This window comes from Exiguobacterium sp. RIT341 (assembly GCF_000632205.1).
Lineage (GTDB): Bacteria > Bacillota > Bacilli > Exiguobacteriales > Exiguobacteriaceae > Exiguobacterium_A.
Genome location: NZ_JFYW01000001.1, coordinates 1407998 through 1429724, shown reverse-complemented (window position 1 = coordinate 1429724; position 21727 = coordinate 1407998). Strand labels below are relative to the sequence as shown.

Sequence of the window (21727 nt, the reverse complement as noted above, 5' to 3'; positions counted from 1 at the left end):
GAGGATATCCATGAGCGAACGTATTTTGACAATCAATCCCGGTTCGACTTCGACGAAGATCGGTATCTTCGAAGGACCAAACCCGGTGTTCATGAAGACGTTACGCCATCCAGCGGAAGCGGTCAGAGGACCGCTTCCAGCGCAGCTGGAGATGCGTCGTCATGTAGTACTCGAAGTGTTAGCTGAAGAGCAGATTGATTTGAAAGCGCTTACTGCAGTCGTTGGGCGTGGTGGGTTACTCCGACCGCTTGTCAGCGGTACGTATGCGGTCAACAGAGAAATGCGAGAAGACTTACTCAGCGGTATTTTTGGCGTTCATGCATCGAACCTCGGTGGACTCCTTGCGGATGAGATTGCTCGGACACTCGACATCCCATCATTCATCGTTGATCCGGTCGTCGTTGACGAACTAGAACCGATTGCGCGTATTACAGGCTTACCTGAACTTGAACGAAAAAGTATTTTCCATGCCTTGAATCAGAAAGCTGTTGCGAAACGGTACGCGAAGGAAATCGGACGTCCATACGAGGAACTGCGCCTGATCATTGCACACATGGGTGGCGGCATTACAGTCGGCGTACACCATGAAGGGCGTGTTATCGATGTCAACAATGGACTCGATGGAGAAGGACCGTTTTCGCCAGAACGAAGCGGATCGCTACCTGTTGGTCAACTAGTAGAACTATGTTATAGTACCAAGTATAAACTTGAAGAGATGAAGCGTCTGGTCGTTGGGTCAGGCGGACTTGTTGCGCACTTAGGTACGTTTGACGCGGTTGAGATCGAGAGCCGGATTGAAGAAGGCGATGAAAAAGCGGCATTGTTATATGAAGCGATGGCGTACCGGATCGCGAAAGAAATCGCTGGTCAAAGTGCTGTCTTGTTCGGTCAGATCGACGCGATCATTCTAACAGGCGGACTTGCTTATAGTGATCGGTTGACGCGTATGATCGAAGAACGCGTCGCCCACCTTGGTCAAGTCGTGCGTAGTCCTGGTGAAGATGAGTTGCAGGCGCTCGCAGAAGGAGTGTTGCGTGTCTTACGTGGGGAAGAGGAAGTTAAGGAATATGGAGGCGAACCAACATGGCTAGAGAATTCGACGTCGTTGTCCTAGGTGGAGGACCCGGTGGATATGTCGCCGCGATCCGTGCAGCACAAGCCGGGAAGTCGGTAGCAATCGTAGAACAAGGAAAATTAGGCGGGACATGCTTACATCGTGGCTGCATCCCCTCTAAAGCCTTTTTGAAATCAGCAGCAGTCTATCAGACGGTCAAACACGCTACTACATATGGCGTGGACGTACCGGAATCGTTTTTACGATTCGAACAGGTCAAACAACGCAAACAAGAGATCGTAGATGGATTAGAGGCAGGCATTCAGCACCTGATGAAAAAAGGAAAGATTGAAGTCTTTCATGGTCGGGGTTCGATTCTTGGACCAAGTATCTTTTCACCGATGCCCGGAACAATCAGTGTCGAGCCGGAAGAAGGCGAAGGCGAGTTGATTCTTCCACGCCAATTGATCGTCGCGACAGGATCACGTCCACGTCCACTGAACGGTCTTGCTTTTGATTCAGAGTATGTCCTCAGTTCGGATGATGCGCTCGATATGGCAGATTTGCCAAAATCAATCGTCATCATCGGCGGCGGCGTCATCGGTGTCGAATGGGCATCGATGTTGACGGATTTTGACGTTGCAGTAACGGTCGTTGAATTCAGCGACCGGATTTTACCGACAGAAGATGCGGCAGTCAGTCGTGAAGTCGCCCGCCAACTAAAAAAGCGGGGCGTCAAGATTCATACGGGCGCAGCTGCACAAAGTGATACGTTCCGTATGTCAGAAGACGGCGTATCGATCGCGATCGACCGTAACGGAGAACAGACGACGCTTGAAGCGGATAAGTTGCTCGTCGCCATCGGTCGGATGGCGAATGTCGAAGGTATCGGAATCGAAAACACAAATATCGTCGTCGAAAATGGCTTCATCCAAGTGGATGACCATTTCCGGACGAAGGATCAACATATCTATGCAATCGGCGATGTCATCGGTCGCTTGCAACTCGCGCACGTCGCGTCAGCAGAAGGCGTCAAAGCAGTCGAGGCGATCGTAAACGGAACGACGACACCACTTGAATATGCGTTCGTACCACGTTGTATCTACAGCGTACCGGAAGCGGCATCGGTCGGTTTAACGGAAGACGAAGCGAAACGTGCCGGAATGGACGTTAAGGTCGGGAGCTTCTCGTTCAATGGTTTAGGAAAAGCGCGGATTGAAGGAGAAGCAGCAGGCTTCATCAAGCTCGTCTCGGATGCGAAGACAGATGATCTCGTCGGCGTTCACATCGTCGGACCAAAAGCAACGGAACTGATTAGTGAAGGTGGGTTAGCGCTCGTACTCAATGCAACGGCATGGGAAGTTGGACAGCTCGTGCATCCGCACCCGGCCTTATCAGAAGCATTTGGAGAAGCAGCACTTGCAGTCGACGGACTTGCGGTTCACGCCTAAGGAGGAATTACGGATGGAAAAGATAGAATTCAAAGAATTGGTAGAACTCGGATTAACGGAACAAGACGCGATTCACATGTTCGAAACGATGGTCCGTGCGCGGAAAATCGATGAACGGATGTGGAAGTTGAACCGAGCAGGTAAAATTCCCTTCCTCGTCTCGTGTCAAGGACAAGAAGCGGCTCAAGTCGGTGCAGCGTTCGCACTCGAAAAAGGAACAGATTACATTTTGCCATATTACCGTGATTTAGGTGTCGTCTTGCACTTCGGTCAAACGTCACGCGATATCATGCTGTCGGCATTCGCAAAGGCAGAAGATCCGAACTCAGGTGGTCGTCAAATGCCAGGACACTACGGTTCACGTGCCTTGAACATCGTGACAGGTTCAAGTCCGGTCACAACACAAGTCCCGCATGCTGTCGGGATCGCACTTGCTGCGAAGATGCGTAAGGAACCACTCGTTGCTTACGTCTCGTTCGGAGAAGGCTCTTCAAACCAAGGAGACTTCCATGAAGGAGCGAACTTCGCCGGAATTCATAAGCTCCCGGTCATCTTGTTCTGTGAAAACAATAAATACGCGATCTCGACACCTCTCTCGAAACAGCTGTCAGCGAAACACGTCGCTGATCGTGCGATCGGCTACGGAATGCCTGGTTATACGGTAGACGGCATCGATCCACTCGCTGTCTATAAGGTCGTCAAGGAAGCGCGTGAGCGCGGATTACGGGGAGAAGGTCCGACCTTGATTGAAGTTGAAGTCGAACGCCTCGTGCCACATTCATCGGATGATGACGATAAATCATACCGTTCTGCTGAAGAACTCGATGCCTTAAAAGCACGTGACGGCATCAAACTCTTCCGTGCGCGTCTGATTGAAATGGGTGTCTTGACGGAAGAAACAGCGACTGAAATCGAACAAGCGATGGAGAAAGAAGTCGATGAAGCAACGGCTTATGCGGAAGCAGCGGCTTACGATGCACCAGAAAATGCATTACGTTACGTGTACGACGAGGAGGAAACGAAATGACGACGTTAAGTTTAATCGAAGCGATCAATAGTGCAATCAAAGAAGAAATGGAACGCGACGAGTCCGTCTTCATCCTCGGCGAAGACGTTGGTGTCCGTGGTGGTGTCTTCCGGGCAACCCAAGGATTGCTCGAACAATTCGGAGAAGAACGTGTCATCGATGCACCGCTCGCTGAGAGTGCGATTGCCGGTGTCGGAATTGGAGCTGCGATGTACGGCATGCGTCCGATTGCTGAAATGCAATTCGCTGACTTCATCATGCCAGCGGTCAACCAAATCGTCAGTGAAGCAGCGAAGATTCGGTACCGTTCGAACAATGACTGGACGTGTCCGATCGTCATCCGCGCACCGTTCGGCGGCGGTATTCACGGGGCACTTTATCATTCTCAGTCGGTCGAAGCGATGTTCAACTCGACGCCTGGTCTGAAAATTGTCATCCCATCGAATCCATATGATGCAAAAGGATTGCTAAAGGCAGCGATTCGTTCGAATGATCCGGTCTTGTTCTTTGAGCACAAACGAGGCTATCGTCTGTTAAAAGGGGATGTTCCTGAAGGCGACTATACGGTCGAAATCGGTAAAGCAGACGTCAAGCGTGAGGGCGAAGACGTGACGATCATCACTTACGGGCTATGTGTTCATATGGCACTTGAGGCAGCAATACGCCTTGAAAAAGACGGAATCGACGTCCACATCCTTGACTTGCGGACTGTTTATCCAATCGACCGCGAAGCAGTCGTCGAAGCAGCGAAAAAGACGGGGAAAGTCTTGCTCGTCACGGAAGACAATAAAGAAGGTAGCGTCATGAGTGAAGTGTCGGCGATCATTGCAGAAGAAGCATTGTTCGATCTCGATGCACCAATAGAACGACTCTGTGGTCCAGACGTCCCAGCGATGCCATACGCTCCGACGATGGAGAAGTTCTTCAACATCTCAAGCGAGAAAATTGAAGATAAAATCCGGACGTTACACGCATACTAAGGGGGAACTGACCGATGAAGACTGAAACACTTACGATGCCACAACTTGGGGAAAGTGTTACTGAAGGAACGATTTCGATGTGGCTTGTCAAACCGGGCGATACTGTCAAAAAATATGATCCGATTGCAGAAGTCATTACCGATAAGGTAACGGCAGAAGTCCCATCTTCGTTTGATGGTGTGATTGAAAAACTGCTTGCAGAAGAAGGCGATACGTTGCAAGTCGGTGACGCGATCGTCACGATGCAAGTCAACGGGGGATCAACGGAAGTCGCTGCGACTGAACAAGAAGTACCGGCTGTCGAAGAGACGACGACGGCTGATACTTCGATGAAAAAGCGCTATTCACCAGCAGTCTTGAAACTATCGGGTGAGCATGGCATCGATCTCGAACAAGTGACGGGTACAGGAGCCGGCGGGCGGATTACTCGGAAAGATTTGTTGAAACTGATTGAGTCCGGTGCTATTCCTACACCACAAACAACTGAACCAAAACCGGAAGCGAAAACGGCTCCGGTAGCGCCTCCAACAGAAGCACCATCCGCACCAAAACGTCCGGTCAGCGCACCACAAGCGACTGAAACGGGCGACATCGAGATTCCGACTGCCGGTGTGCGTCAAGCAATCGCTTCGAACATGGTACGCGCGAAACACGAAGCGCCACATGCCTGGTTGATGATCGAAGTCGATGTCACGAACTTGGTCGAAGCACGTAATCGTCATAAAGATGCGTTCTTCAAACAAGAAGGGGTCAAATTGACGTTCTTACCATTCTTCATGAAGGCGACGGTCGAAGGATTGAAGAAACATCCAATCATGAACTCGACATGGGCGGGAGATAAGATCATTCAAAAGAAAGCGATCAATCTATCACTTGCTGTTGCAACGCAGGACGCTCTGTTCGTACCAGTCGTCAAGAATGCAGATGAACTAAGCATCAAGGGGATTGCACGCGCGATTGATGACTTCGGGAAACGGGCACAAGCCGGCACGTTGTCGTCTGCAGAGATGCAGGGCGGGACGTTTACGGTCAACAATACGGGCTCATTCGGTTCAATCCAATCAGCACCGATCCTTAACTTCCCGCAAGCAGCGATTCTATCCGTTGAATCAATCGTCAAACGTCCAGTTTGGGTGAACGGCATGTTCGCAGCACGCGACATGGTCAACCTCTGTATGTCGATCGATCACCGGGTGCTCGACGGACTCGTCGCCGGACAGTTCCTACAAACTGTCAAACAAGCGCTCGAATCCATCGATCCAAACCAACTTTCCTTATACTGAGATTTTCCAGTTGACAGGGAAGTAGAAGCATCGTAATATAAGAAACAATTCAACACACGATAGCAAAGACGAAGAGAAGTAACTTGTGAAACGATTTAAGAGAGCTGATGGGTGGTGTGAATCAGTATCGGGTAACAAGCGAATGGCCTTCCGAGCTTCAGACCGAATCCTTTAAGTGGGTAGTAGGCTCTGACGGGTTCCTCCCGTTATTGGGGTCGACGAATCAGGACAATGGTCCGGTTCGTTTCAAAGGGGACGATGTCAGCATCGTCAACGAAGGTGGTACCGCGGGTCTTCCCGTCCTTCATGTTCTACATGAATGGGCGAGAAGACCCTTTTCGTATACAATTGAATCGAATAAATCGTAGAGTGAGTTAAGTAGCGAGGCAACATCGGCGTTTCAGAGAGCGGAAGAATGGTGCGACTTCCGTACGGCGAGGTTTCGTGAATGGTCTCATGAGAGCGTGGCTGAACGAAGAAGTAGGTCACGACGGATGCCCCCGTTATCGTAGGCTATGATGTCTCTTATTTAGACGCATCAGACAGAGTGGGAACGATCGAACCGTTCCAATCGAGAGGTGGCACCGCGAGATCATCGTCCTCCATGCAGCATATGCTGTGTGGAGGACTTTTTTTATTCCAGGAGGCGAACAGAGATGGTTCAGACAGACACACTTATCATTGAACAACTTGAACTAAACGGCGACGAGATGACGCCGATCATGATTTTCCAACAACTGAGTGGAACACAGAAATGTTTACTTGAAAGCTCCGCCCATACGGATCATGGACGGTATTCGATCATCGGTGTCGATCCGGTGGAAATGATCCGCGCAGAAGGACGAACCGTGACACGGGAACAGTTGAAGACAGGTCGATTGACACAAGAAACAGGTGATCCAGTACGACTGATGCAACAGTTGATCCTCCGGGAGGGCGTCGAAGAAGATCTTCCGTTTTTAGCAGGCGGGATCGGATATGTCGGTTACGATATGATGCGGGCGTATGAGACACTCGGAGCGATTCCGGAACGAACGCGCCAACTACCGGACGCGCTACTCGCCGTCTACGACCAAATCATCCTGTTTGATCATCTCGAACATCGTGTTCATTTAATTCAAACGTCACTTGGTGGCATCACCGATCGTGATGAATTACGTCAACGTCTAGTAGATCGGAAAGCGCAACTCGAACAATCGCGAGAGCGAACAGACATCGAGCGTCCACTCCGGGATGTCGTTTATGAACCGTTGATGGATCAAGAGACGTTTGAAGGACTCGTCGAACAAGCGAAGAGACATATTCGGCAAGGCGACGTCTTCCAACTGGTTCTTTCGCAACGACTCGATGCGACGTTTACGGGTGACCCGTTCCAATTTTACCGAAAACTCCGTAAGGATAATCCGAGTCCCTATCTCTTTTATATCGACTTAGGCGAAGCAATCGTACTTGGGGCCTCCCCGGAAAGTTTGGTCCAAGTCAAAGGGAATCGAGTGACGACGAATCCGATTGCCGGCACACGTCGCCGGGGGAAGACGACAGAGGAAGATGAACGGCTAGCAGAAGAGTTGCTTCACGATGAAAAGGAACGGGCCGAGCATCGGATGCTCGTCGATCTTGGACGCAACGACTTAGGACGGATTTGTCAGATTGGTACCGTCGAAGTGACACGCTTCATGCAAATCGAACGATTCAAGAACGTCATGCACCTCGTCTCCGTCGTTGAAGGGACGTTAGCAGACGGGAAGACTGGAGCAGACGCACTTGTCTCTTGTCTACCGGCTGGGACGGTCACAGGAGCTCCGAAAATTCGAGCGATGCAGTTGATTGACCAGTACGAACAGGTCAAACGAGAAGTATACGCTGGAGCTGTTGGCTATTTCGACATTCGGGGGAATATGGATTTTGCTCTCGCTATCCGGACGATGGTCATCAAGGATGGTGTCGCTTCTGTTCAAGCAGGGGCTGGTATCGTCTACGACTCGATTCCACGCCTTGAGTACCAGGAGACGTTACACAAAGCGAAATCACTACTGGAGGTTTGGAAATGATCGTCCTGATTGATAACTATGATTCCTTTACCTATAACCTATATCAATACGCATCGGTTTATACGGCCGTCCACGTCATTCGAAACGATGCGGTTAGCATCGAAGAGCTCCGCGAGATGAAACCGGACGGTATCATCCTCTCACCCGGTCCCGGTCGCCCGGCTGATGCTGGCATCTGCATCGATCTAATTCGTCAATTATCGGGTCAAGTACCAATTCTCGGTGTCTGCCTCGGACATCAGGCAATCGGCGAAGCATTCGGAGGACGCATCGTTGAAGCACCGGTCATCATGCACGGGAAGACATCGATGATCCGACAATCGGGACAACTCTTCGACGAAATGACAGGAACGTTAGAGGTCATGCGCTATCATTCGCTGATCGTCGCTCGAAACGACTTACCGACGGAGCTCGTCATCACAGCAGAAACGGATGACCGGACGATTATGGCACTCGAGCACCGGACGCATCCGACTTTCGGAATCCAGTTCCATCCTGAATCCGTCGGAACACCACAAGGACAGCAGATGATTAAACGATTCATTGAATTGACGAAGGAGTGACGAACGATGAAAGAGACGTTATTGAAATTAGCAGAAGCAAAACATTTACGATATGAAGAGATGCAACAGGCAGCACGCGAACTGTTTGCAGAAGACGTGACCGATAGCGAAATTGCTGCTTTTCTCGTCGCCTTGAAAGCAAAAGGGGAGACTGCAGAAGAATTAGCTGGTCTCGCTTCAATCATGCGCGAGGTCGCCCTCGACATTCCGGTCACCGGCGATTTCATGGATAACTGCGGCACGGGAGGCGACGGCTCACAATCGTTCAACATCAGTACGACAGCCGCCTTCGTCCTAGCCGGTGCCGGTATGAAAGTCGCGAAGCACGGAAATCGGAGTGTCTCGAGTAAAACGGGCAGCGCTGATGTGCTCGAAGCACTCGGGGTGTCACTTGATGCGACACCAGAACGTTTAGCAGAACAGCTCGAGTCGAACGGAATCGCCTTCTTGTTTGCGCAACGGATGCACCCACGCGTCAAGCAAATCATGAAGGTTCGACGCGATCTGCGGATTCCAACGATCTTTAACTTGATCGGTCCGTTGACGAATCCGGTCCCACTCAAGACACAACTATTAGGAATTTACCGGGAGGATATGCTCGAGACGATGGCGTTGACTTTACATCGACTCGGTCGGAAGCGGGCAATCGTCTTGCATGGTGCGAATGGAATGGATGAAGCATCCCTTGCCGGAACGAACCAACTCGTCTTACTTGACGAAGGTGAGCTGATCCGCTTCAGTCTTCACCCGGAGGAAGTCGGACTGAAGACCGCACCGCTTGAAGCGATCCGTGGAGGTAGTGCACAAGAGAATGCGACGATTTTACTGCAAGTCCTTGGTGGCGAGCATGGTGCTTATCGCGACACGGTCCTACTCAATGCCGGAATTGCACTCTTTGCAGCAAATCGAGCGAAGACGATTGAGGAAGGGATTGCTTTAGCAGCAGATAGCATCGATTCAGGACGAGCGATGGAACGATTGAACCAATTACGACAAATGACACGGGAGGAAGCAATCGGATGAATATCTTAGATCGCATCATCGAAACGAAACGAGCAGAAGTCCTGCAATTAAAATTAAACGGGGTCGAACGAATTGATCGAGAGGCATTGAAGCCGTCGATTAAGCAACGACTAGCGGGAGCGGATTTATCCGTCATCGCGGAAATCAAACGAGCGTCGCCATCAAAAGGTGCCATCGCACTCGACGTCGATGTCGTCACTCAGGCAAAACAATATGAAGCGAGTGGGGCGACCGTCATCTCTGTCTTGACGGACGAGACGTACTTCAAAGGATCGATGGACGATTTAGCGGCAGTCGCTGCAGCGGTCGACATCCCCGTCCTCTGTAAGGATTTCATGATCGACCGGGTTCAGATCGACCGGGCAAAAGCACATGGAGCACGGTTGATTCTCTTAATCGTCGCCGCTCTCGAGCAGGAGACGCTTGCTGACTTGTATGCGTATGCTTACGCGGAAGGGCTTGAGGTCTTAGTCGAAGTCCATGACGAAGAGGAATTACGCCGGGCAGAGGCGATCGGTGCGCAAATCATCGGCATCAACAACCGGAACTTGAAAAAGTTCGAAGTTGATTTACAGACATCGGTCGGATTACTCGAACAGAAACAACCAGACGTCCGGTACATCAGTGAGAGTGGCATCAAGACGGTCGAGGAAGCACAGTTGTTACATGCTGCAGGTGCAGACGGGATCCTCGTCGGTGAGACATTGATGCGGGCAGACGATCCACAAGTCTTCATCCGAGAAGTGAGTGGCGTTCGCGTATGACACGGATTAAGTTCTGTGGTCTCCGGGAAAGAGAACATGTCGAAGCGGCAGTTCGCTTAGCGGACTACATCGGTTTCGTCTTTGCTAAAAGTAAACGACAGGTCACGCTAGAAGAAGCAGCGCGTCTTAGACGCGACATTCCAAGTACGGTCCAGGTCGTCGGGGTCTTCGTCTCCCCGACTTACCAGCAGGTGACCGACGCCGTCGAGCAAGTCGAACTGGACCTCATCCAAATTCATGGGACGATTCCGGACGGCAAGCTACCGGTTCCGATCATTCAAGCGATTCCCGTGACGGACATCGCAGAAGTAGAGCAACAGACGGAGTATTTACTCGTCGACGCACCGGTTGCTGGAAGTGGCGAGACATTCGACTGGTCACGAGACATTCAAGCAGAACGTCCACTATTCATTGCCGGTGGCTTGACAGCAGGAAACGTCGGAGAAGCAATCAAACGATATCGCCCGTTCGCCGTTGATGTCTCAAGTGGCATCGAGACGGACGGACGGAAAGATCCCATCAAAATGCAGGCATTCGCTGATGCCGTAAAGGAGAGATAAGCATGAGCTACGCACAACCGGACACACTCGGGCAATACGGTAAATACGGAGGACGCTACATCCCGGAAACATTGATGCATGCAGTGATCGAACTTGAAGAAGCATACGAAACCGTAAAAGAAGATCCAGCATTTCAAGCGCGAATGGACGAATTGCTGAAAGAATACGTCGGACGTGAAACACCACTTTACTTTGCCGAACATTTGACGCAAACGATTGGTGGCGCAAAGATCTATTTGAAACGAGAAGACTTGAACCATACCGGTGCCCATAAAATCAACAATACGATCGGTCAAGCGTTACTGGCTGAACGGATGGGGAAACGAAAAATCGTTGCTGAGACAGGGGCAGGACAACACGGTGTCGCGACAGCGACGGTCTGTGCCTTGCTCGACCTCGAGTGTGTCATCTTCATGGGCGAAGAGGACGTCCGTCGTCAAGAGTTGAACGTCTTCCGGATGGAGTTACTTGGAGCAACCGTCATCCCGGTCACACAAGGCAGTCGGACACTCAAAGATGCCGTCAATGAAGCACTCCGTTACTGGGTCAAACATGTCGAAGACACGCATTACTTGATGGGTTCTGTTCTCGGACCACACCCATTCCCACAACTCGTGCGTGATTTCCAAGCGGTCATCGGAAAAGAGACACGACGTCAAATCATCGAAAAAGAGGGGCGTCTGCCAGAGGCGATCGTCGCTTGTGTCGGCGGCGGTAGTAATGCGATCGGGATGTTCCATCCTTTCATCGATGATACAGATGTAAAATTGTATGGCATTGAAGCAGCGGGCAGCGGAATCGACACAGAAAAACACGCAGCGACGATGACAAAAGGAGAGGTCGGTGTCTTGCACGGTTCGATGATGTATCTCTTACAGGATGCACACGGTCAAGTACAAGAAGCGCACTCGATCTCAGCAGGACTTGACTATCCGGGCGTCGGACCCGAGCATAGTTTGCTCAAAGATATCGGTCGTGTTCAGTATGAAGCGGTGACCGACGAACAAGCACTCGAAGCACTACAGCTGTTGAGCCGCAAGGAGGGAATCATCCCGGCACTCGAGTCGGCACACGCGATTGCCTATGCGACTCAACTCGCTGCAGAGATGGACAAGGAAGAGATTCTCGTCATCTGCTTATCAGGACGTGGCGACAAAGATGTCGTTACTGTCAGAAACGCACTAAAGGGGGAAGAATGATGCGATTAGAAACAGCGATTCGTAACGTTACAAGTAAGGGCGAAAAAGCCTTCATCCCGTACGTCATGGGGGGAGATGGAGGGATTGATCGCCTTCCGGAAATCTTAGCGTTTCTCGCTGAATCCGGAGCGACAGCGATTGAAGTCGGCGTTCCGTTTTCGGATCCCGTCGCTGACGGTCCAGTCATTCAAGAAGCGGGACTCCGGGCGCTAGAAGCGAACGTCGGACTGAAGGATGTTCTTGAGGCGGTTCGCGTTGCCCGTCAGACCGTCGATGTTCCAATCGTCTTGATGACGTACTTAAACCCGATTTTCCGTTATGGATTAACAGCGTTTTTAGCGACATGTCGCGAAGTCGGGGTTGACGGATTGATCATTCCTGATTTACCACTTGAACAGAGTGAACAGTTCTTAGAACGAGAGGACAAGTCGGATATCGCGCTCGTTCAACTCGTTTCCTTGACGAGTCCAATGGAACGGATTCAAAAGATTGCCGATAAAAGCGAAGGGTTCCTTTACGCCGTTACGGTCAATGGGACGACTGGCGGACAGACGACGTTTGATACGGCGCTTAAAGAACATTTAGCAAATGTCGCAGCCCATAGCCCGGTACCGGTACTTGCCGGGTTCGGAATCAGTACACCGGAACACGTCAAACAGTTGAGTCGACCAGTCGCGGGTGTCATCGTCGGCAGTAAGATCGTCGACTTACTCCATCAAAACGATCGAGAAACGATTCAACAGTTGATGGCAGCACGGCTTGCGGCAACGCCGTCACATTAATGAAAAAGAGCAGATGATCATACGATCATCCGCTCTTTTTCGTATAGATGTCACTTTTGAACGAGTGACTTCTGCAAGTTCGTATACAGCGGTTCGAATCCGAGTTCTTCATAAAACGTTGCGGCCCGGTCGTTGACGGTCCAGACATTCAAGCGAACAGCATCCACCTTTTGCTCGAGTGCGAGTTCTTCCGCAACCTGCATCAACTGGCGACCGATTCCTGATGAACGATGGGAAAAGGTGACACCGACGTCAGTGATGTTCAAGATTCGGACAGGCGTAAACCGGTCGGGTGCCGGTGCCGTCCACTTACCAAACAAGTAACCAATGAGTGTTTCTCCATCGAGCACTGTCAGACAGAGGTGTTGTTCTGCTTCTATCATCTGACTTAAAGACTCTAGCGTGTATGGTGTCGTTACATCTGGGTGAAAGTGAGGCGACAACCGCTTGTGATGCGCGAATGTCTCTGCCGTCAGTGTAAGCAGGGCAGGGAGGTCTGAAGTACAGCTAGTGCGGATCATCAAGAAGCGATCACTCCGATCATCGATTTTGTTTGAGTACTTCGGCGACAAGTCCCGACACGTACGGACTGCCACGATCTTCTTTTTCGACTGACTCGATCATGATGGCAACGAGAAGATCTTTTTTGTCGTTGTCGTATCCAACGAAGAAGCCATTCTCTTTGCCGTCGGTTTCGCCTGCCTTTTTCAATTCTGCCGTACCTGTCTTACCGGCAACATCGACTTCTTTGATATCAGCCGGAAGCGTATAACCGTTATGAACGACATCATACAAATCATCGCGGATCATCTTCGCGTCGTCTGCGTCGAGTAAATCCTTCTTAAAGACTTGCTTCGTTTTTTCCTCTTGTAAGAGTGTCGGACGATAGATTGTTCCATCCGTCAGGAAAATTTCATACATCGATGCTAAGTGTAGAATATTCGTCAACATCTGACCTTGTCCGTAAGACGTGTCCATCAGCTGTCCATCAGAAGAAATCGTGCCGTCGTTTGAGATCTGTGAGGCACGTAATGGATACGTGAACGGTAGCTTTTCACCATATCCGAGCGCTTCAAGACCAGACGTAAATGCTTTCGTTCCGACTTGTTCGAGTGTCGAACGGGCGAAATAGATGTTGTCGGAATAGACGAGCGCATTATGCAGATTGACCGGGGCCGGTGTCTCATGAATGCGGGTGACGTTAAAACCATCGATCTTATTTTTCAGCCCATTGATTGTGTAGGCTTTTTCCGGGTCGAGCGTTTCGCTCTTTAATCCGACAGCAGCCGTCAATGGTTTTTGAGTCGAACCGGGTGCGAAGGCACTTGTGAATCGGTTCAATAATGGCTGGTCCGGGTCCTGCGTCAGTTCATCGAGTCGTGCTTGTGAGATTCCTGACATGAATTCAGAAGGATCAAAGCCAGGAGAGCTGAGTAAGACACGGGTCTCGCCGGTCCGCGGATCAATCGCTGATGCTGTTCCGGGATCATCCTGCATCGTTTCATAAGTCTTTTTTTGAAGAGTGGCATCAATTGTCAACGCAATATCTTCGCCATCCGTCGGTTTCGTTTCGGCAACAGTAACGTTTGAGCCGTCTTTTTTCTGTAAAGTGATTGTCGCACCGGCTTTACCACGTAAGCGCTCATCGAGTACTTGTTCAAGTCCACGTTTCCCGACTTGCTCGCCAGCTTGGATTTGATTTTTTGATTGTTTAATCTCGTCTGCTGTCGCTGAACCGATATATCCAATCAAATGAGAGGTTGCTTTACCAAGTGGATACGTTCGGACTTCCGTTTCTTGGACACTGATTCCAGGAATGTCACGCAATTTTTCAACCATTGCTTCGTCGGTCATCGTTTTGAGCGGAACGAACTGTCCATCTTTGACCCAACTTGCCTTTAAGGAATCTTCGACTGAAGAGGTCGGGCGGTCGAGCAATTCGGCAACTTTCTCGATGTCTTTTAATTGTCCGGCTGTCGCGCCGACAGCAAATCCTTTTCCAGAGGTTGCGAGCGGTTTCTCATTCGAATCGAGTAAATCACCACGTTTGCCTTCAACGGTTTGTAGCTGGACTTTGTCATCCTTTTTAAAATCCTTTAGGACAAAAGAAGTATCCCAGTCGATGAACCAGTTTTCGGTCTCACCTTGTTTCTCAAATGTCAGTGGAACTTGTTTATCGTAGGCAACGGTTCCTGCAACCGTATCAAAGGAAATCCGCACGGGAAGGGACGCTTTTTCGTCATCCGTTGCTTCCTCCGCTTTCTTTCGTTCGACGGATAACTTTTGAATATCAAGTGATTTCGACAATTGTTTCGTTCGCTCGATGAATTCTTTTTTACCGTATTCTTTTTTAGTAGCTGTACTCGCGTACGTATACATTTTATCGTAGTCCTGTTTCTCCCAAAGTTTGATATAGGCATCAAGACGTTCTTCAGGTGTCGGTTGATCTTGGCAACCGGCAAGCAGAGTCACGCCGAAAGATGCCGATAGAATCAAGGGAATGGTTCGTTTCATATGATTCGCCTCCTATATGCATGAGAGCCATGAATATACCGTACCACTCCTGTCAGAAGATTTCATCTGAAACAAAAAACCGGACTTCTCAAGATGAGAAGTCCGGCGAATCTGATTCAGTTGAAGTAATTGAGTGGATTAACGCTGTTTGCTGCAGACGTTCCACTGTAGACGTAAGAGCCGCGGTGCATTTCAAAATGCAAGTGAGCACCAAAGGCATTTCCTGTCGCGCCGACTGTCCCGATTTTTGTTCCTTTAGCAATCGTTTGTCCAACAGAAACAGCACGGCTGTTCATATGTGCGTAAACTGTCGTGTACTGGATGCCGTTAACCGTATGCGTCATCATGACATGATTACCGTATGCACCGTAGTAACGAGACGTGATGACCTTTCCAGCAGCTGAAGCATAGATGGGTGTACCCGTCGGAGCACCGATATCAATACCATTGTGGAACGTGTAACCATAAACACCGCTTGCCGCACCGTATCCTTGTGTGATCGGACCGCTTGCTGGACGCGAAAAACCAGTCGTTGCTTTTGTTGAAGTCGTCGTACTGTACTTTTTAACATATGTAGAAGAAACGTAGCGTGATGCGCCGCCGTATGAAATTTTTGTCCATGAACCAGAAACACCGAGATAATTGAATGTCTGTCCTGTATTGACGCTACCGACGATTTTATAAGCCGTTGATGGACCTGTCCGGACGCGTAGTCCGTCTGCCATGACTTTTACTTTATATGTCGTTGCGGCCTCAACTTTCGAAGCACTCGTTGTAGCAAAACCTGAAACTACCAAAGCTGTCATTGTCATTGTTGTAAGCAAACGTTTCATTAAGTGTATTTCCTCCTTAAAAATCTGAAGCGCCAGAACTGATCATTACAAAATTGTAAGATTTTATGTATATTTATTTATTTTAAAGAATGATTTTTCGCCTGAGATGATTATAGCATCGTCAATAACACAAAAATATTTCAAATATATTTCAAAATTACGCTTTGTTAACATATATTGTAATGGATTTTAAAGTAAAAAAAGAAACCGACAAATCGTCGATTTCTTTTTTTACTCGTATAACGTTAGTCAGCAGAGAATGGTGAATATACAGTGAGATGTTGAGGGAGTACCTCGACAGTCACAGGAACATGACCTGCCGTATCACCATCGGCATTGATTGGTAACTCTTCTTTCGAACGAATCTCGACACGTGTCGTCGTGAAGTGTTCGATTTGATCCGCCTTTGATAACCCACCCGTGATGAGTTTAGGTAATGCTTGAAGCGCATCAAAGAATCCGAGCTTCGTAATGATGAATCCATGCAGTAATCCATCGTCGACTTTTGCTTCTTCCGCAAACGATTCGAATCCACCAACGGAATTCGTCAAGGCGATGATTAACAAGTGGGCTTCTCCATCAAATTGTTTTTCGGCAGAGTTGATTTCGATTGGATAAGGACTATGATCCTTAAAGGCTTTCAGACCTTCAATGAAATAAGCGACCGATCCAAGTGACGTTTTCTGTTCGATGCTCACTTCTTCGACGGCTTCCGCAATCAGACCAACCGCAATGACGTTCATGAAGTAATGATCATCATATTTACCGATATCAAGCGGGCGGGCAGGGGCATCAGCTAATATCTGAATCGCCTCTTCGGGGTCCGTCGGGATGTGTAACGCGCGTGATAAATCATTGACCGTCCCAAGTGGTACGATCCCAAGTGTTGGACGATGTGGTTGCTCGGCAATTCCAGTAATGACTTCATTGACCGTTCCATCACCGCCCATGGCGATGACGGCGTCGTAATTAGACTGGGCGGCATGACGTGCGAATTCCGTTGCATCGTGTTCTTTTTCCGTGAATCGAACGTCGACGGTTTGAAAGCGAGTAGCAAGCGTCTCTTCAGCGAGCGTCGCGTGTTTTTTTCCGAGTTCTTTACCAGAAGACGGGTTGATGATCAACATAGCTTGAGACAAGATGAATTCCTCCTTTGACGTATCTGTTCCTATTTTCCCGAGTCAAAGAAGGACTAATCATTTTAGTTCAAGTTTCTAAAATTAAACGTTCATACAAACCTTCAATTTTTCGTAACAATGCTTCTTTTTCCATCTCGACCGTCATCCATTCTTCTTCCGCGGATACATGAGAAAGAACGGCATCAAGATGTACGACTTGAAGTTCCAGCTCTTCTATTTGCTGTTCAATGGACTGTTCTTTCGCAGGTGCTTTCGAACGCTTTGAAATTTTCGATTTCTTCTCATGATTTATCTGAGGTGGTGTGTCATGACTGGCATGTCGTTTCTCCACTGCGTAAGCATAGTTTCCAGTATACGAAGTAATTTGATGGTCAAGCCAAATGATTTTTGAAAAAAGACGATTCAAGAAATAGCGGTCGTGTGAGACGGCGATCAATGTACCAGAAAAATTCTCGAGTGCTTCTTCAAGCGTCTCTCTTGATTCAATATCTAGATGATTCGTCGGCTCATCGAGAATCAAAACGTTGATCGACGAATGAACGAGTACGGCAAGCTGCAATCGAACACGTTCTCCTCCGCTTAGTGACAAAATAGACCGAAAGACAGTCGGTCCAAAAAACAGGAACCGGGCAAGAATATGGCGGGCTTCCGCTTCTGGAACGGCAATGCGGTCTCTAAACCAGTCGATTAAGCGAGCATCCTCCTCGAAATGGGCATGCTGGGACAAGTAACCGATCCGGTTCGATGGTCCACGCGTGAGCGTGCCTGCGTCTGGTGACAATTCATCAAGCAACAGTGCGAGCAACGTCGATTTCCCGCTCCCATTCGTTCCGACGATTGCAACCCGATCTTGAGCCATGATTTCGAACGAGACAACATCGAAAATGCGACGGGAATCGTAAGCGAAAGAGAGCTCTTCAGCGCGAAAGACGACTTGACTCGTATGATCGGTAGAAGAAAAAGAGACATCAGCGGTTTTGGCTTCGAGTTGCGGTCGTTTGATCCGTTCGATTCGCTCGAGTGCCCGCTCCATCGATTTTGCTTTACGGAATAATTTCTCACTCGGTGGAGATGCTTCGTTTGCCCACTGCCGTAGTCGACGAATCGCTTCCTTCATCTTCTTGATTTTTTTCTGTTGTTCCTGATAGGCGTGGAACTGTTCCATCAAGCGACGTTCTCGTTCGACGACGAACGCACTGTAGTTCCCTAGGTAGGAGGTCAGTTCACCATCTTCAAGCTCGACGATCGAGGTGACGACGGCGTCTAAGAAGACCCGGTCGTGAGAGACGAGCAGGATAGTTCCAGTGTAGTCCCGTAAGAATTGTTCTAACCATTCAACGGCAGCTAAATCAAGATGGTTCGTCGGCTCATCAAGGATTAGGAGGTGTGGTTCCATCAGCAACATGCGACCGAGGCAAATCTTCGTTTGCTCACCGCCGCTCAACTGATGGAAAGGGCGAGTGAGTAACGGACGTAAATGTAATCCGTTCACCATGCGCTCGATCTTCGAGTCGAGTAGATAGCCATCTTTTTGTTCGAATGCATTTGTCGCTTCCGCATATCGAACGAGTAGTGCATCCAGATCATCTGGCGCTGTCGCCATCAAAAGCTCCAACTGTTGCATCCGAGAACGGATTGCGAGGATCTCTTCAAACGCCGTCCAAAGGACGTCGAGTCCGGTCATTGTCTCGGCATAAGTGGGAAGTTGTTCCAAGTAGCCAATCGTCAAACCGTTCTTTTGATAGATGACTCCACCGTCCGGTTGGTCAAGGCGAGCAAGTAAGCGGAGTAATGTCGTTTTACCACTCCCGTTTCGTCCAATCAGACCGACACGATCGTGTTCGTTTAAGAAGAGGGAAACGTCCGTTAAAATCGTTTCGCCTCCGAATTGTTTTGTCAGATGTTGAATGTCGCAAATCATCATAATAAGTTGATCCTTTCGCGCGCATTAAAAAAAGGGAGAGCGCAAATAGCACTCTCCCTAGTGTGTGAAAGATGCGCTTTGCTGTATTTTTCAATCATGAAGTTCTAAAAAAGGGCAGACGGGTGCCTTAGAACGCCATTCCATGAAAAATCGCGCGCAACAGATACAATTGTTCCATTAACCAATGTTTGCACGCAGCAAAGTCCATCATTTCACACCACCTTTCGTTTCAGATACAACCAGTTTACCATTATCTTGTTAATTGCGGAAGTCTGAATTATTTGAACACACCAGCAATCGAGCTGAAGAAGTCACTCAGACCATCAAATAATTTAGCGAAGAATCCTTTTGTCTCCTCGGACGTTGCAAACGCATGGATGTCTTGACCAGCATTTTTCAGTCCACTCTCGATTTGCCCCCAGTTGATGTTCGCTTGCTCCATTTGATTGAATAGATTCGTCAACCGATCCATCTGTGCATCAGACAGTTGGATGTTGTTGTTTTGAATGACTTGGACGATCAGGTTTTCGATCTCGACTTTTGTTTCCGGTTTTTGATTCGCGATTTCGGCCTTGATCTCATTCATCAAATCAGCGACTCTATCTGTCCCGACTGTCTTCCCGACGTCTGATGTGACCGATAATTCTTGCTGTGCTAAATCTTTCCGTTCGTCACTCAGCTTGATTCCGGTCTCAGCCGAAGTTTGATCATAGGCTTTCATGATTCCTGTCAGTGCCGATGTTCCAGTCACTTTATAAGGAGAAGTGATCGTGATGTCGGCATCTTTGACACCTGCCGTGACGAGAGCGTTCAAATACATATCCTTCGTCACCCACGTGATGTTTTCCGTCGCAACGGAAAGTCCGTCACCTTTTTCCGTCAATTCGATCTTAGCGGATGAATACATGTTGCCGCCCTTTTGTGACTGGGGGATGTTTTTCCCGAGGTATTTTTCTTCGTCTGCAGAGGTTGCGATGATCGGTGTGATACCTTCCGGTGCATTGAGACGTGAAAGCACCCAAGCCTTATCTTTTGCGCCGAGTGACTCACCGAGAGTGACGATTGTCTTATCGACGACCTGCTCGGCGGATGCGGCTGTCGGAAGTAATAAAGCAGAAGCGATAACGGCTGACGCCATGATTTTTGTTGGTGTATGCATAATGAAATCCTCCAATTGTAAGTAACAGAATGAATTATAGTATCAGGTACTAAAATTAGTGTACGAGAACGAAAGAAGTTCGGAATCGGTCTGTAGATGGAGACGATATCCGCCTTCTGACACTCCATAGTATAGCGAAAAGAGGACAACTTGACTTCCATTTTCAGCATGCTATAGTGGATTTGAATCGAATAATGACCACTAGGGGAGTCGGTAGGCCGACTGAGACGAACGAAGACGTTCGGACCCTTTGAACCTGATTAAGTTCGTACTTACGGAGGGAAGTGGCGTCAAGTCTTGTTCTTCTTGCGCCATGCCCGTGTGTTTCGGGGTGGTGTTTTTTCGTTTCATAAAAACAAGGAGGATGAGATCATGACATTCACACAAGAAATCAAACAAGCAGCACAAGCGTATTGGGACAGTAGTTTTACGCACCCATTCGTTCAAGGAATCGGCGAGGGAACGTTACCGCTCTCGAAATTTCGACATTATGTCATGCAGGATGCGTATTACTTAAAACACTTTGCGAAGATTCAAGCGAAGGCAGCGTCAAAAGCAGATGACTTTGCGACGATCGCGACACTTGCCGAGCACGCGACTTCGACATATGGGGCAGAACTGAGCTTGCATCAATCATTTTTCGAGCCGCTCGGTATCACGGAAGCAGACCTTGAAGCATTTGAACCGGCACCAACGGCATATGCTTACGTCTCACACATGCATCATGCGAGTGAAGGGACGCTTGGTGAGACGATTGCTGCCATCTTGCCATGTTACTGGTTGTATTATGAAGTTGGGCAACAATTGTTGACGTGTACACCGGATGAAAAAATCTATCAGCAATGGATCGACACATATAGTTCGGAATGGTTCGAAAAGGTCGTCTTTGAACAGATTGCACGGCTTGATGCGTTGGCGGAACAAGCAAGCCCGACTGAACGAGAGCGGATGAAACGGCATTTCGTGACGAGCTGTTATTATGAGTTGCTGTTTTGGCATATGGGATGGACGGAAGAAACGTTTACGTCGATTTACGAGACGATTCCAGCACGGACGGTATCTTCCTAAAGAGTTGAATGGTAGAATTAGGTATAACATTTAGCGGAAGTAGGGGTAGAAATGGAAATCATCGTGATCGTACTCGCGATCAGCGCCGCGTATGCCGTGCAACGAATGCTGGGTAAAGTCAAAGTAAAATTTATTGGATATATCATTCCAACGTTAATCGTGTTGTCCGGTATATCCGCTACGACTCGAAACTTCAAGGTAGCATATAGCATGGGGAGCTACATTTCTGCTGTTCTTGTCATTGTCGTCTATGCATTACTGACCTATTGGTTATACCGCGTCTACGATCGTGCGAAAGAAGAAGCGGAATATCCGTATCAATCATTAAAAGACCGAGGCATCCTTTAAAGGAG

The 21727-nt window shown here is 49.0% G+C and carries 20 protein-coding genes, 1 riboswitch and 2 other annotated features; of the genes, 14 read left to right on the top strand and 6 right to left on the bottom strand.

The window, feature by feature from the left end; all coding sequences use genetic code 11:
• Nucleotides 1-10 precede the first annotated feature (10 nt).
• The 12 genes from buk to trpA all read left to right on the top strand — a co-directional run bounded on the left by buk (nt 11) and on the right by trpA (nt 12737).
• Complete coding sequence (gene buk / locus BW42_RS07480; RefSeq protein ID WP_035409073.1) at nt 11-1114, top strand: butyrate kinase; 1104 nt, start codon at nt 11-13, stop codon at nt 1112-1114.
• Nucleotides 1084-2505, top strand: coding sequence for a dihydrolipoyl dehydrogenase (gene lpdA / locus BW42_RS07475; RefSeq protein WP_035409071.1), 1422 nt, complete (start codon nt 1084-1086; stop codon nt 2503-2505). Before buk ends, lpdA begins: the two co-directional genes overlap by 31 nt.
• A 13-nt stretch (nt 2506-2518) precedes the next feature.
• Nucleotides 2519-3532: a thiamine pyrophosphate-dependent dehydrogenase E1 component subunit alpha gene (locus BW42_RS07470; RefSeq protein WP_035409069.1), complete on the top strand. Its 1014-nt coding sequence runs from the start codon at nt 2519-2521 to the stop codon at nt 3530-3532.
• The gene (locus BW42_RS07465) at nt 3529-4512 is read left to right on the top strand and encodes an alpha-ketoacid dehydrogenase subunit beta (RefSeq protein ID WP_035409067.1); all 984 of its coding nucleotides are present in this window, start codon (nt 3529-3531) and stop codon (nt 4510-4512) included. The genes BW42_RS07470 and BW42_RS07465 overlap by 4 nt, the downstream gene beginning before the upstream one ends.
• A 14-nt stretch (nt 4513-4526) precedes the next feature.
• The gene (locus BW42_RS07460) at nt 4527-5795 is read left to right on the top strand and encodes a dihydrolipoamide acetyltransferase family protein (RefSeq protein ID WP_035409065.1); all 1269 of its coding nucleotides are present in this window, start codon (nt 4527-4529) and stop codon (nt 5793-5795) included.
• Between the two features lie 56 nt (nt 5796-5851).
• Nucleotides 5852-6103, top strand: a binding site (T-box leader).
• 48 nt (nt 6104-6151) lie between these two features.
• Nucleotides 6152-6401, top strand: a binding site (T-box leader).
• 50 nt (nt 6402-6451) lie between these two features.
• Nucleotides 6452-7846, top strand: coding sequence for an anthranilate synthase component I (gene trpE, locus BW42_RS07450; RefSeq protein ID WP_035409061.1), 1395 nt, complete (start codon nt 6452-6454; stop codon nt 7844-7846).
• Complete coding sequence (locus BW42_RS16580) at nt 7843-8409, top strand: aminodeoxychorismate/anthranilate synthase component II (protein WP_035409060.1); 567 nt, start codon at nt 7843-7845, stop codon at nt 8407-8409. Before trpE ends, BW42_RS16580 begins: the two co-directional genes overlap by 4 nt.
• A gap of 6 nt (nt 8410-8415) precedes the next feature.
• Nucleotides 8416-9432 carry an anthranilate phosphoribosyltransferase gene (gene trpD, locus BW42_RS16575; RefSeq protein ID WP_035409058.1) on the top strand — a complete coding sequence of 339 codons (1017 nt, stop codon included), beginning with the start codon at nt 8416-8418 and terminating at the stop codon, nt 9430-9432.
• Nucleotides 9429-10196 carry an indole-3-glycerol phosphate synthase TrpC gene (gene trpC / locus BW42_RS07435; protein ID WP_035409056.1) on the top strand — a complete coding sequence of 256 codons (768 nt, stop codon included), beginning with the start codon at nt 9429-9431 and terminating at the stop codon, nt 10194-10196. The genes trpD and trpC overlap by 4 nt, the downstream gene beginning before the upstream one ends.
• Nucleotides 10193-10756, top strand: coding sequence for a phosphoribosylanthranilate isomerase (locus BW42_RS07430; protein ID WP_035409055.1), 564 nt, complete (start codon nt 10193-10195; stop codon nt 10754-10756). The genes trpC and BW42_RS07430 overlap by 4 nt, the downstream gene beginning before the upstream one ends.
• 2 nt (nt 10757-10758) lie before the next feature.
• Nucleotides 10759-11955, top strand: a complete 1197-nt coding sequence (trpB, locus tag BW42_RS07425) for a tryptophan synthase subunit beta (RefSeq protein WP_035409053.1) — start codon at nt 10759-10761, stop codon at nt 11953-11955.
• Nucleotides 11955-12737 (top strand): tryptophan synthase subunit alpha, encoded by a 783-nt coding sequence (trpA, locus tag BW42_RS07420; protein WP_035409051.1) that lies wholly within the window; start codon nt 11955-11957, stop codon nt 12735-12737. Before trpB ends, trpA begins: the two co-directional genes overlap by 1 nt.
• Nucleotides 12738-12787: 50 nt before the next feature.
• Here the strand turns inward: trpA and BW42_RS07415 are convergent, their stop codons facing one another.
• The 6 genes from BW42_RS07415 to BW42_RS07390 all read right to left on the bottom strand — a co-directional run bounded on the left by BW42_RS07415 (nt 12788) and on the right by BW42_RS07390 (nt 20306).
• A complete protein-coding gene (locus BW42_RS07415) occupies nt 12788-13258 on the bottom strand; it encodes a GNAT family N-acetyltransferase (RefSeq protein WP_081780390.1) in 471 nt (156 codons plus the stop codon).
• Nucleotides 13259-13277: 19 nt separating this feature from the next.
• Nucleotides 13278-15251, bottom strand: coding sequence for a penicillin-binding transpeptidase domain-containing protein (locus tag BW42_RS07410; RefSeq protein WP_035409048.1), 1974 nt, complete (start codon nt 15249-15251; stop codon nt 13278-13280).
• 116 nt (nt 15252-15367) lie between these two features.
• The gene (locus BW42_RS07405; protein ID WP_035409046.1) at nt 15368-16084 is read right to left on the bottom strand and encodes a peptidoglycan DD-metalloendopeptidase family protein; all 717 of its coding nucleotides are present in this window, start codon (nt 16082-16084) and stop codon (nt 15368-15370) included.
• Nucleotides 16085-16329: 245 nt separating this feature from the next.
• On the bottom strand, nt 16330-17223 hold the full coding sequence (locus BW42_RS07400) for a diacylglycerol kinase family protein (RefSeq protein ID WP_035409044.1): 894 nt from the start codon (nt 17221-17223) through the stop codon (nt 16330-16332).
• Between the two features lie 67 nt (nt 17224-17290).
• Nucleotides 17291-19147: a ribosomal protection-like ABC-F family protein gene (gene abc-f / locus BW42_RS07395; protein WP_052019068.1), complete on the bottom strand. Its 1857-nt coding sequence runs from the start codon at nt 19145-19147 to the stop codon at nt 17291-17293.
• Nucleotides 19148-19424: 277 nt separating this feature from the next.
• The gene (locus tag BW42_RS07390) at nt 19425-20306 is read right to left on the bottom strand and encodes a DUF1002 domain-containing protein (RefSeq protein WP_052019067.1); all 882 of its coding nucleotides are present in this window, start codon (nt 20304-20306) and stop codon (nt 19425-19427) included.
• A gap of 193 nt (nt 20307-20499) precedes the next feature.
• Nucleotides 20500-20606, top strand: a riboswitch (TPP riboswitch).
• A gap of 72 nt (nt 20607-20678) precedes the next feature.
• Here BW42_RS07390 and tenA point away from each other — a divergent pair.
• Together tenA and BW42_RS07380 are read left to right on the top strand one after the other, a co-directional pair.
• Complete coding sequence (gene tenA / locus BW42_RS07385) at nt 20679-21374, top strand: thiaminase II (RefSeq protein WP_035409043.1); 696 nt, start codon at nt 20679-20681, stop codon at nt 21372-21374.
• Between the two features lie 51 nt (nt 21375-21425).
• On the top strand, nt 21426-21722 hold the full coding sequence (locus tag BW42_RS07380) for a hypothetical protein (protein WP_035409041.1): 297 nt from the start codon (nt 21426-21428) through the stop codon (nt 21720-21722).
• Nucleotides 21723-21727: the final 5 nt, after the last annotated feature.

Excerpts from the sequence above, each read along its gene's own strand:
- buk (WP_035409073.1), top strand. The coding sequence starts at position 11 with ATGAGCGAACGTATTTTGACAATCAATCCCGGTTCGACTTCGACGAAG.
- lpdA (WP_035409071.1), top strand. The coding sequence starts at position 1,084 with ATGGCTAGAGAATTCGACGTCGTTGTCCTAGGTGGAGGACCCGGTGGA.
- BW42_RS07470 (WP_035409069.1), top strand. The coding sequence starts at position 2,519 with ATGGAAAAGATAGAATTCAAAGAATTGGTAGAACTCGGATTAACGGAA.
- BW42_RS07465 (WP_035409067.1), top strand. The coding sequence starts at position 3,529 with ATGACGACGTTAAGTTTAATCGAAGCGATCAATAGTGCAATCAAAGAA.
- BW42_RS07460 (WP_035409065.1), top strand. The coding sequence starts at position 4,527 with ATGAAGACTGAAACACTTACGATGCCACAACTTGGGGAAAGTGTTACT.
- trpE (WP_035409061.1), top strand. The coding sequence starts at position 6,452 with ATGGTTCAGACAGACACACTTATCATTGAACAACTTGAACTAAACGGC.
- BW42_RS16580 (WP_035409060.1), top strand. The coding sequence starts at position 7,843 with ATGATCGTCCTGATTGATAACTATGATTCCTTTACCTATAACCTATAT.
- trpD (WP_035409058.1), top strand. The coding sequence starts at position 8,416 with ATGAAAGAGACGTTATTGAAATTAGCAGAAGCAAAACATTTACGATAT.
- trpC (WP_035409056.1), top strand. The coding sequence starts at position 9,429 with ATGAATATCTTAGATCGCATCATCGAAACGAAACGAGCAGAAGTCCTG.
- BW42_RS07430 (WP_035409055.1), top strand. The coding sequence starts at position 10,193 with ATGACACGGATTAAGTTCTGTGGTCTCCGGGAAAGAGAACATGTCGAA.
- trpB (WP_035409053.1), top strand. The coding sequence starts at position 10,759 with ATGAGCTACGCACAACCGGACACACTCGGGCAATACGGTAAATACGGA.
- trpA (WP_035409051.1), top strand. The coding sequence starts at position 11,955 with ATGCGATTAGAAACAGCGATTCGTAACGTTACAAGTAAGGGCGAAAAA.
- BW42_RS07415 (WP_081780390.1), bottom strand. The coding sequence starts at position 13,258 with ATGATCCGCACTAGCTGTACTTCAGACCTCCCTGCCCTGCTTACACTG.
- BW42_RS07410 (WP_035409048.1), bottom strand. The coding sequence starts at position 15,251 with ATGAAACGAACCATTCCCTTGATTCTATCGGCATCTTTCGGCGTGACT.
- BW42_RS07405 (WP_035409046.1), bottom strand. The coding sequence starts at position 16,084 with ATGAAACGTTTGCTTACAACAATGACAATGACAGCTTTGGTAGTTTCA.
- abc-f (WP_052019068.1), bottom strand. The coding sequence starts at position 19,147 with ATGATGATTTGCGACATTCAACATCTGACAAAACAATTCGGAGGCGAA.
- BW42_RS07390 (WP_052019067.1), bottom strand. The coding sequence starts at position 20,306 with ATGCATACACCAACAAAAATCATGGCGTCAGCCGTTATCGCTTCTGCT.
- tenA (WP_035409043.1), top strand. The coding sequence starts at position 20,679 with ATGACATTCACACAAGAAATCAAACAAGCAGCACAAGCGTATTGGGAC.
- BW42_RS07380 (WP_035409041.1), top strand. The coding sequence starts at position 21,426 with ATGGAAATCATCGTGATCGTACTCGCGATCAGCGCCGCGTATGCCGTG.